This window comes from Enterococcus sp. AZ163, from assembly GCF_050498925.1.
Classification (GTDB): domain Bacteria; phylum Bacillota; class Bacilli; order Lactobacillales; family Enterococcaceae; genus Enterococcus_A; species Enterococcus_A ferrettii.
On record NZ_JBIPAO010000006.1, the window covers coordinates 23,818 to 32,424 of the forward strand.

At 39.1% G+C, this 8,607-nt stretch carries 19 protein-coding genes; all 19 read left to right on the forward strand.

Going from position 1 to position 8,607, the window contains the following annotated elements:
* The first annotated feature begins 2 nt into the window (after window positions 1-2).
* Window positions 3-935 (forward strand): phage replisome organizer N-terminal domain-containing protein, encoded by a 933-nt coding sequence (locus IGI46_RS25355; protein ID WP_429974584.1) that lies wholly within the window; start codon window positions 3-5, stop codon window positions 933-935.
* A complete protein-coding gene (gene ssb, locus IGI46_RS25360; protein WP_429963731.1) occupies window positions 928-1,389 on the forward strand; it encodes a single-stranded DNA-binding protein in 462 nt (153 codons plus the stop codon). Before IGI46_RS25355 ends, ssb begins: the two co-directional genes overlap by 8 nt.
* Before the next feature lie 9 nt (window positions 1,390-1,398).
* Entirely contained in the window at window positions 1,399-1,878 is a 480-nt protein-coding gene (locus tag IGI46_RS25365) for a hypothetical protein (protein WP_429974585.1), read from the forward strand.
* Window positions 1,879-1,958: 80 nt separating this feature from the next.
* Window positions 1,959-2,870, forward strand: coding sequence for a tyrosine-type recombinase/integrase (locus IGI46_RS25370; protein WP_429974586.1), 912 nt, complete (start codon window positions 1,959-1,961; stop codon window positions 2,868-2,870).
* A gap of 43 nt (window positions 2,871-2,913) precedes the next feature.
* Window positions 2,914-3,213, forward strand: a complete 300-nt coding sequence (locus IGI46_RS25375) for a hypothetical protein (protein WP_207702694.1) — start codon at window positions 2,914-2,916, stop codon at window positions 3,211-3,213.
* A gap of 70 nt (window positions 3,214-3,283) precedes the next feature.
* Entirely contained in the window at window positions 3,284-3,502 is a 219-nt protein-coding gene (locus tag IGI46_RS25380; RefSeq protein ID WP_429963728.1) for a hypothetical protein, read from the forward strand.
* Between the two features lie 67 nt (window positions 3,503-3,569).
* Window positions 3,570-3,869 carry a hypothetical protein gene (locus IGI46_RS25385; protein WP_429974587.1) on the forward strand — a complete coding sequence of 100 codons (300 nt, stop codon included), beginning with the start codon at window positions 3,570-3,572 and terminating at the stop codon, window positions 3,867-3,869.
* A 48-nt stretch (window positions 3,870-3,917) separates the two neighbouring features.
* Window positions 3,918-4,202, forward strand: coding sequence for a hypothetical protein (locus tag IGI46_RS25390; RefSeq protein WP_429974588.1), 285 nt, complete (start codon window positions 3,918-3,920; stop codon window positions 4,200-4,202).
* 44 nt (window positions 4,203-4,246) lie between these two features.
* On the forward strand, window positions 4,247-4,465 hold the full coding sequence (locus tag IGI46_RS25395; RefSeq protein ID WP_429974589.1) for a hypothetical protein: 219 nt from the start codon (window positions 4,247-4,249) through the stop codon (window positions 4,463-4,465).
* Between the two features lie 38 nt (window positions 4,466-4,503).
* Entirely contained in the window at window positions 4,504-4,938 is a 435-nt protein-coding gene (locus tag IGI46_RS25400; protein ID WP_429974590.1) for a hypothetical protein, read from the forward strand.
* 26 nt (window positions 4,939-4,964) lie between these two features.
* Window positions 4,965-5,168: a hypothetical protein gene (locus IGI46_RS25405; RefSeq protein WP_429974591.1), complete on the forward strand. Its 204-nt coding sequence runs from the start codon at window positions 4,965-4,967 to the stop codon at window positions 5,166-5,168.
* An 82-nt stretch (window positions 5,169-5,250) separates the two neighbouring features.
* Complete coding sequence (locus IGI46_RS25410; protein WP_429974592.1) at window positions 5,251-5,511, forward strand: hypothetical protein; 261 nt, start codon at window positions 5,251-5,253, stop codon at window positions 5,509-5,511.
* Window positions 5,512-5,535: 24 nt separating this feature from the next.
* The gene (locus IGI46_RS25415) at window positions 5,536-6,444 is read left to right on the forward strand and encodes a DNA cytosine methyltransferase (protein WP_429974593.1); all 909 of its coding nucleotides are present in this window, start codon (window positions 5,536-5,538) and stop codon (window positions 6,442-6,444) included.
* A 35-nt stretch (window positions 6,445-6,479) separates the two neighbouring features.
* Window positions 6,480-7,013 carry a DUF1642 domain-containing protein gene (locus IGI46_RS25420; RefSeq protein WP_429974594.1) on the forward strand — a complete coding sequence of 178 codons (534 nt, stop codon included), beginning with the start codon at window positions 6,480-6,482 and terminating at the stop codon, window positions 7,011-7,013.
* A gap of 48 nt (window positions 7,014-7,061) precedes the next feature.
* Entirely contained in the window at window positions 7,062-7,406 is a 345-nt protein-coding gene (locus tag IGI46_RS25425) for a hypothetical protein (RefSeq protein WP_429974595.1), read from the forward strand.
* Window positions 7,407-7,448: 42 nt separating this feature from the next.
* Window positions 7,449-7,631, forward strand: coding sequence for a hypothetical protein (locus IGI46_RS25430; RefSeq protein ID WP_429974596.1), 183 nt, complete (start codon window positions 7,449-7,451; stop codon window positions 7,629-7,631).
* A gap of 152 nt (window positions 7,632-7,783) precedes the next feature.
* Complete coding sequence (locus tag IGI46_RS25435; RefSeq protein WP_429974597.1) at window positions 7,784-7,996, forward strand: hypothetical protein; 213 nt, start codon at window positions 7,784-7,786, stop codon at window positions 7,994-7,996.
* A 35-nt stretch (window positions 7,997-8,031) separates the two neighbouring features.
* Window positions 8,032-8,208, forward strand: a complete 177-nt coding sequence (locus tag IGI46_RS25440; RefSeq protein ID WP_429974598.1) for a hypothetical protein — start codon at window positions 8,032-8,034, stop codon at window positions 8,206-8,208.
* A gap of 40 nt (window positions 8,209-8,248) precedes the next feature.
* The coding region (locus IGI46_RS25445) for a hypothetical protein (RefSeq protein WP_429974599.1) at window positions 8,249-8,607 on the forward strand (359 nt) is incomplete at its 3' end.

The window sequence follows — 8,607 nt, forward strand, 5'->3', positions numbered from 1 at the left end:
CAGTGGCAGAGATCAGTTGGATAAAATTAAAAACAACTATGTTTGATGATGAGAAAATCAGGCTGATTCAAGCGGTACCCGAAGCTGATGCCATTCTCGTTATTTGGATTCGCTTGTTAGTTCTAGCGGGTAAAACTAATGATGAGGGTTTGATATATATTCAAAGAAATATGCCATACACAGAAGAGATGCTGTCGACTCTTTTTGGAAAGCCAGTGAACACCGTTAGACTCGCATTAACAACTCTAGGAAACTTCAACATGATTGATCTCAACGGTGATGGTAGCATAGCCATCACCAACTGGGAAAAGCATCAAAACATTGAAGGTATGGAAAAGGTGAGAGAGCAAAACCGTTTGAGAAAACAGAAACAGCGTGAAAAGAAAAAGCTATTAGGAGACGTCACAGGACAGTCACGTGACAGTCACGCAACAGATATAGATATAGATATAGATAAAGATAAAGATATAAAAGATAGTCGTAAATCACGCGAGCGTGTTTACGGGGAGGATTCTCCATATCTCAATTTAGCACATTACCTTTATAAGAAAATCAATGAGGATGCAGCTAGTGAAGGGGATATGACAAAAAAACCAAATTTCCAAACATGGGCCGATGAAATTCGAAAAATGGTAGAACTAGATAAGCGTTCAATAGATAAGGTGAAACGAATGATTGATTGGTGTCAAAAGGACAGTTTTTGGAGCAGTAACATACTTTCAGCCGGCAAATTGAGAGCGCAGTATGACACAATGGCGAAAAAAGCGAACAGCAAGCCTCAGAGCTTTTCTAAGAGGATGAATACCAGAGTGGAACAAATGCCCGCTCACATTGGTAAACAGCTTCAAAACGTCAGTATATCACCTGAGAAAAAAGCTGAGGTGGATAGGAAGTTAGCAGAATATTTAAGACAACAGGGGGAACAAAATGATTAATAACGTAGTTTTAGTCGGACGACTTACAAAAGACCCCGATTTACGATATACGGCAACCGGTACAGCGACGGCAACTTTCACTTTGGCGGTGAATCGTAACTTTACCAACCAATCTGGCAATCGAGAAGCTGATTTTATCAATTGTGTGATCTGGCGGAAGTCAGCAGAAACATTAGCAAACTATGCCCGTAAAGGGACGTTGTTAGGTGTTACTGGACGCATTCAAACTCGAAACTATGAGAATCAGCAAGGTCAGCGGGTATATGTAACTGAGATAGTAGCGGATAACTTCCAGTTGCTTGAATCCCGATCGGCAAATGAGGAGCGGCAGCAAAATACCGCAACTGGTAACGGCAAACAGACACAGTACAACAATACTTCTGGTTATGGGAATAACGCCGATCCATTTAGTGGTAGCACTGTAGATATTTCTGATGACGATTTGCCGTTTTAGGAGGTCATTATGAAAACGAAGGAACAGAAGTGGGCTTGGAGAGAACTATTGAAACTGACCTATGACCCTAATTGGGACCAGATGCCTGAGAATGTTGAACGGCATCAAAAATTAATGGATATATTGCACACTAAAGAACAAGAACCTGTGGATCGAAACGAAAGAATTCAGCGATATCTGGACAAAAGGCCTGGTATGGAGAAAGACATTTTAACAATGCTAGAAGAAAAATGGAAATTAGCAGAGATGAAACGGATTTATCCCATTGATGGAAAAGTCTATGCTTACATCCGCAGAAAATACGGGCTTGAAAATTCAATAAAGATTCATGTTCCTGAAAGAAAAGTAGTACAAGAAACGTATAAAAAATTGGGGATGAAGGGTGCTGCAAATAAGTTTGGAATAGCTTCATCAACGATGCGAAGTTGGATGATTCATCATAACATTCCAAGAGATCAGCGAAAGGGCGGATGTAACAAATCGACATAAAAGAAAAGTTTATTAACAAAGTAGTTTCTGATCTAGAACAAGATTTTAGCGGCGATCAACTTAGAAAGTTGAAGATCACGATGACATTCAACCTATCCAAACTGCAGTTAGAAGAATCTCGGAATGAGGTTATCATATACGACCAAACGAGTGACATTGCAGCATATAAGGCTTTTTTCATTAGTTTAAAATTGCGTGGTTTGTCGGATCGCTCAATCCAACTCTACATGTACAACATTGATAAATTCAACCGATTCATTGCTAAATCATTTAAAGAGATTACACCAAACGATATCCGTAGCTATATTGCACATCGTACTCTAGTTGATAAAGTCGCCAATTCAACTTTAGATCACGAAAGAGGAGTTGTCGTCAGATTCTTTTCTTGGCTGTTTGACGAGGAATACATCACTACCAATCCAGGTAAAAGAATCGAAAAAATAAAAGTGGAGAAAAGGCTGTTAGAGTCTTTCACTGTTGCTGAGGTTGAGTTTTTAAGAGATTCGTGTAGAGGTTTGAAACAAAAAATGGTACTTGAGATGCTGCTGAGTACTGCTTGTCGAGTTTCTGAATTGGTTACTTTAAGAATGGAGAACTATGATCGAGCAGGTGGAACAATATCCGTTATTGGTAAAGGAAACAAAGAGCGAATAGTTTTTATTCACGCTAGAGCCAAAATTTATATAGACGCTTATCTTGAAAAATTTCCTCATGATTATGGTCCGATCATTTGCGGAGGTAATGGAATCGGGTCAAAAATGAGTACTAGCGGAATACAAAAGATGATAAAAACTATTGCTGGTAGAGCTGGAGTTAAGGAAGCCTATCCACACAAATTCAGACGCACGACAGCCACCGACGCAAGTCGCCGCGGCATGGCTTTAAATGATGCCAGAGACCTATTAGGCCATTCCAGCGCCGAAACTACTTTGTTATATATAGACTCAAGCAAAAATGATTTGAAGGCTAAACATGCCCAATTTGTAGGCTGATTTAGTTAAAACAAGGAAGAAAGTATGGAATGGAGGAAAAATAATGATTTATAAAGATTTTAGAAAGACAACAGGAAATTTTCCAAACGATGATAATGATGCAGCGGCGATTCTACCTTTGTATCAAGAAGGAAAAATGGTAAAAGGAATTGCTATTGGCGTAACTAAAGAGTGGCTTGATGATATTCTAATAGACCAACTACAGGAACTTGATCTGGATATGTATGTAGATGAATATCTAGATCAATTGGAAATGTCAGAGGAAAATGTGATGGAAATACTAGAATGGCTGGAAATACGTGTAGAAGGTACTCCATATCATATTATTTATGAAGTGTTTTAAAAGAGAATTATCCGATTTAAACAGATTCGGTTAACGACCGATGAAGCAGAGAAAAAGGAGTGGATAAGTGGTGGATGAAAAAGAACAAGTCAGCTGGTTGATGAATAGCTATGTCACTAAACTGATTGCTGGGGAGACCGAAAAGACTGCCTTAGCAGTAACGATAAGTCAGTATTGTGATTCTGAACTATTCTCTAAAGATGTCGTTAAGGAATTTATGAGAAAAGCAATGGATCATGATATAGAGTCGTTTTGGAACGAGTATGACCAAGCTACCACTGAAGGATAGTCTGATCAAGACCGATTGTACTGACATGGAAGACTTAACCAACTAAAAAAAATATGAGGAGAACATTATGGAAATAATTTTTGAATACAGTGAAGATTTTGAAGCAAAAAATATCAACGCTGCTGAGGATAAATTTATTGATACGGCTTGGGGAGATAAATTAGTTAAATTTATAGAGAAAGAGACAGGGAAACCTTTGAAAAAAGGCGGACATGATGTAATTGAGGTTCTTGAAGAAACAAATGATCGAGACTATATAAAGTCAGTTGATAAGTTAGCTAACGGCATGACCATGACAATTCAGATTTGGGAAAATGATGAAGATGCAAAAGAACCTTTTTATGGCTTGATGACAATTGCTCGTTAACGACCGAGAGAACTGACAAGGAAGAAAGTACAGAGTGGGAGGAGAAATATGGACTCAACAATCAGATATGACAGTAGCAGACCTCTTATGAGACTTGAAAAAGGGGATCAATGTTTCATTACTTATTTAGGAAGCACTTCTGGTACTAGTGATAAAGATAAAGAAAAATATTCAAGTGTTCCAAAAGGGACATTTCCAGCTATTTACAAAGGAAATTATGTTGTCGAGTGTGAGAAATATCCTGAACTGAGCGGAAAGTATAATTACTGGAGAGGTGATCGCTGGGGAACTACTTCTTTACTTTGGGCACATGAGAAGGAAAAAAGATTTTAGTCATTTAACGACCGATGAAGCAGAGAAAAAGGAGTTGATAAGTGGTGGATGAAAAAGAACAAGTTAGCTGGTTGATGAATAGCTATGTCACTAGTCTGATTGCTGGGGAGACCGAAAAGACTGCCTTAGCAGTAACGATAAGTCAGTATTGTGATTCTGAACTATTCTCTAAAGATGTCGTTAAGGAATTTATGAGAATAGCAATGGATCATGATATAGAGTCGTTTTGGAATGAGTATGACCAAGCTACCGCTGAAGGATAGTCTGATCAAGACCGATAGTATGGAAAGGGAAAGAGAAAATGCATATATGGATTTCAGGTGAAACAGTAGATGAACCAATGCTTCATGGTTTCAAAAAAGGAAAGTCGATTATCTTTGAGAATGCGTCAATGAATCCTTATGAAACCAGAGTGATTTTTAAACTCGATCAGGAGCAGTTTGATAGTTTTTATCGGCAACTCTTTGATCTAGCTGCAGAAGTATGGGGAGAGATTGAACTAAAAGAGGTTACAGGCCTTGGAAATGATTACGGCGATTACTACGACAGAGAGTTGGACAATGACGGGTCTGCTTCAATAGGCAGTGAATCAATCAGTTTTAGTCCTCCAGCACCACATTTAGAATCAAATCGGCTTTATAGATTTACGAAGCGAAAAATCGAGACCTATTTGTATGATTTGAGAAAGCATACAAGCTATAAAGATAGCCGGCACACAGCTGAGACGCTCGGCTAACCAAATTCAAGAAAGAAGGAAAAGCAATGAATATTAGTGAAAATGAATATAACGATTTGACAGCAGTAGAAGGAATCCACCAGGACGACGTTGCTCAGCTTATTGACCAGAACGATACTTTTGAAGGGTTAGTCTCCGATTTAAAGGACTACTTCAAATTGGATGATGCTTACTATGCCGAACGGGCAGCACTAAAAGCAATGGTCGAAGAAGCCAAGGGCAAAGCATAGATCAATTAACCAAGGAAAGAAAGGAGTCGATGACAAGAAAATGATACTTTATATGGTTAAAACTGACAGAGATAGAACTTTGATGACAGAGAACAAAAAGCAAGCCTTAAAAGATTTTGACAGGGAAGTTGACTATATAGAATCTGACGAGATTGATATAGATGATCGCTTTGTAAATCTGCTTGAGATTGATTTATATGATTTTGGAGAATCTTATAAAAAAGATTCTGATATGGATATAGATGATCTGATTGATGACAGCGCAGAAGTGATAAAAAATCAGTATTGGGTATTAAATGGTGAAGGATATGCGGAAAGAGCATGCCATGAAAAAGTAAATTAACCACCAGTAGTAAGGAGTGATTGTTTGAGAGCATTATCACTATTTTCGGGAATCGGCGGCATGGACCTGGCAGCTGAATGGGCAGGCTTTGAAACAGTTGCCTTTTGCGAATATGTTGATTTCCCAAGGAAGGTTCTGCAAAAACATTGGCCAGATGTGCCAATTTATAAGGACATTAGAGAGTTAAACAAGGAATTACTTATGAAAGAAGGTGTGATCGATCGAGACAGAACAATTAAACTTGTTCACGGCGGATTCCCTTGTCAACCTTACAGCGTTGCCGGGAAACGACTTGGCAAGGCAGATGACCGTGACCTCTGGCCAGAAATGTTCAGAGTCATTGAGGAGTTGCAGCCTTCTTGGGTTGTTGGCGAAAATGTTGCTAACTTCGTCAACATGGAACTCGAACGAACGCTTATTGATTTGGAAAGTGAAGGTTACGAAACACAATCGTTTATTATTCCAGCTGCAGCCGTTGATGCCAAACATCAGCGAAACAGGACCTTTATTGTGGCCCACGCCAACAGTTTGTGGGAATCACAATCGCAAGGGCGCATCGAAGACATCTGGGGACGGATTGGCAACAGCAGTGAAATTATGGCCGACACCGAGAGCCTCCGTTCGAGGAGACTGTCCATCGGAAAGACGGAGGAAGAGTCCAGACTTGAGCGCAATGGTAAAAATGTGGCCCACGCCTACAGCCAGGGATTGGAAAGGTCCAACAGGTCCGAATTGGAATCACCAAACACTTCCAGATATAGTTTCGAAAAATCAGAGTGGCCAGTTGAACCCAGAGTGGGTCGAGTGGCTGATGGGGTTCCCAATCGGGTGGACAGAATTAGAACATTAGGGAACGCAGTAGTTCCGCAGCAAATCTATCCAATCTTTGCGGCAATTGCAGAGATTGAAAGGCAATTACAATTAGTCCACTAACTCAGGCTAGTATTGAAAAAATCAAGGAGGTATTTATGAATAAAGAAGCAGCGATTAAATTAATAGAAATATCTAGTGTTATTAAATCTGGCAGTTGCGACGCAACAAACAGCACAACGGATGTAATACGAATAATTAGTGAAATAGATGAACCGCAGAAAATCAAAGTGCCGCCTGTAGTTTTCAAATTCTTAAACGACGAAAAAGAAATGTCGAAACAAGAAAGATTAAGCTATCTTATTAGATCAAAAGACGGCGACCAATTCTATCTAACTGAAATGTTACCATGCGATGGAATAATTACTGATTCTGAAGGTGATGAGCTATTCTCGTGGGTTGAAAAGCAATCTTATGAAATGCTATTAAACATTTGGAAGTATGGATTTAAAGTTGAAGAGGCGGAATATTTTATTGAGCTGCCAGCGAAAAACAGAAAAATTTATATGAATTACGACATAGAGGAAAACATCAGCTTTGATCATATTAAGGCAACTCGATTCACCGAAGAAGAAATCAAAGCAATAGACGAACGCTATTGGGCATTTGCAGTACCAGCAGGAAAAGTATAGTCTGACGCGAAAAAAGCCAACAATTTAACTATTGAAAGGATGAATAGAATGGCAATTGAAGTTTTAATTACAGCGGTTTTATGCTTGCTGTGTGGCGGGTTGATCGGATATATAGCACGTGACAAATGCATAGCCAAAAAACAAGTACCAATCAAAGAGTTTGATATTAAGTCGTTAGAGACCTTCAAACCAAAGATGACTTATTGGACAGTTTCGTACAAACGAAGCGGTGCAGTACTTGGAGAAATGTGTACCATTACCGCTCCTACGAAACGACTTGCTATAGAAGAAGCATACAAAAACCTTACCAGCGAAGTTGGAAATAACAGGTTTGCATTAACTAATATCCAAGAGTTTGTTTGTAAGGAGGACAACAATGATACCGAAGTTTAGAGCGTGGAGTAGTAAAACAGCTCTAATGGGGAAATTCAAGCAGTGCTAGAAGGCCATGACCATCATTTTCCATTTAGAGGGCAGACAGCAAAATATATTGATATCGCACGCCAATATGGGGAAGTGGGGGAACACGCAATGGTTTCAATAGAAATGAATGGATATGAGCATCATGTTTCTACAGAAAAATATTCGCTAGTTTATGAGAAAGAGGTGGCGGAATAGATGTGCAAATATTGCGACGGTTCTATTCATGAAATAGAAGAGAAGGATTACGTCCATGTTGATACAGTTGGAAGAACTATTCGTATTAAAGCATACCCAGAGGGATACGAAGATGGCACTTGTATTTATATTAAACGAAATTTTTGCCATGAATGCGGAAGAAAGTTGGTGGTGGAATGACATACTACGCTTTAGTTGACGAAGATATGGCGATAGCAAGACACCTTTCTAAAAACACTTTAGCGGTGTTTTCTGATTTGAAGATGCTTAACAAGCATGCATGGAGGTATCAGGCTGGAAATAAGAAATACAAAGTCGTCGAGTTAGAATTTGGAACCATCTTTGAGTTGGGAAAGGGTATTTAATATTTCCACTAACCGACGCTTGAAAGGAGAAGTGTATGAACAAAATTAAGATTGCAGCAGAGGATATCGCATTTATTATTGATGGGATTATCTATGGTGAAGGAGAAGGGTTCGAAGATATGACACAAGAAGAGTGTGACGCTTTAGAATCTTTTGCAAGACAACTGCGAGAATCGAAAAAAGATTTCGTGATTATGATTAACAATAGTTAGGTAACGAAGACGCTAAAAGAAACATAGGAAGTGACGACTCATGCAGGCGATATTTAAATTATACAGAGAAGGGTTTAGCCAGTCAGTTGAGGTGGGAGAACTCTTTGACTATAAAGATGAAGGTTATGTGTTGACCCACATTCTTGAGATGAAAAGATTGTATAGCAAGTCCTCACGAATTGAAGTTGAAGGGATTGCTCAAAAGATTGGCAGCAAGTCAGACTATTCAAAATATGAACCCACCAGTCTTTTTGAACGTAAATACATTAAGTGCGAATTTACAAGTGAAAATCCACTGTACAGAGTCGGTGATCCCTTTGTATATAAGGGTGTCTGCGGACAAGTTGAGTGTATTGAATCAATCCGCTATGAGTTCGTGGACATGGTGATTAAGTACCG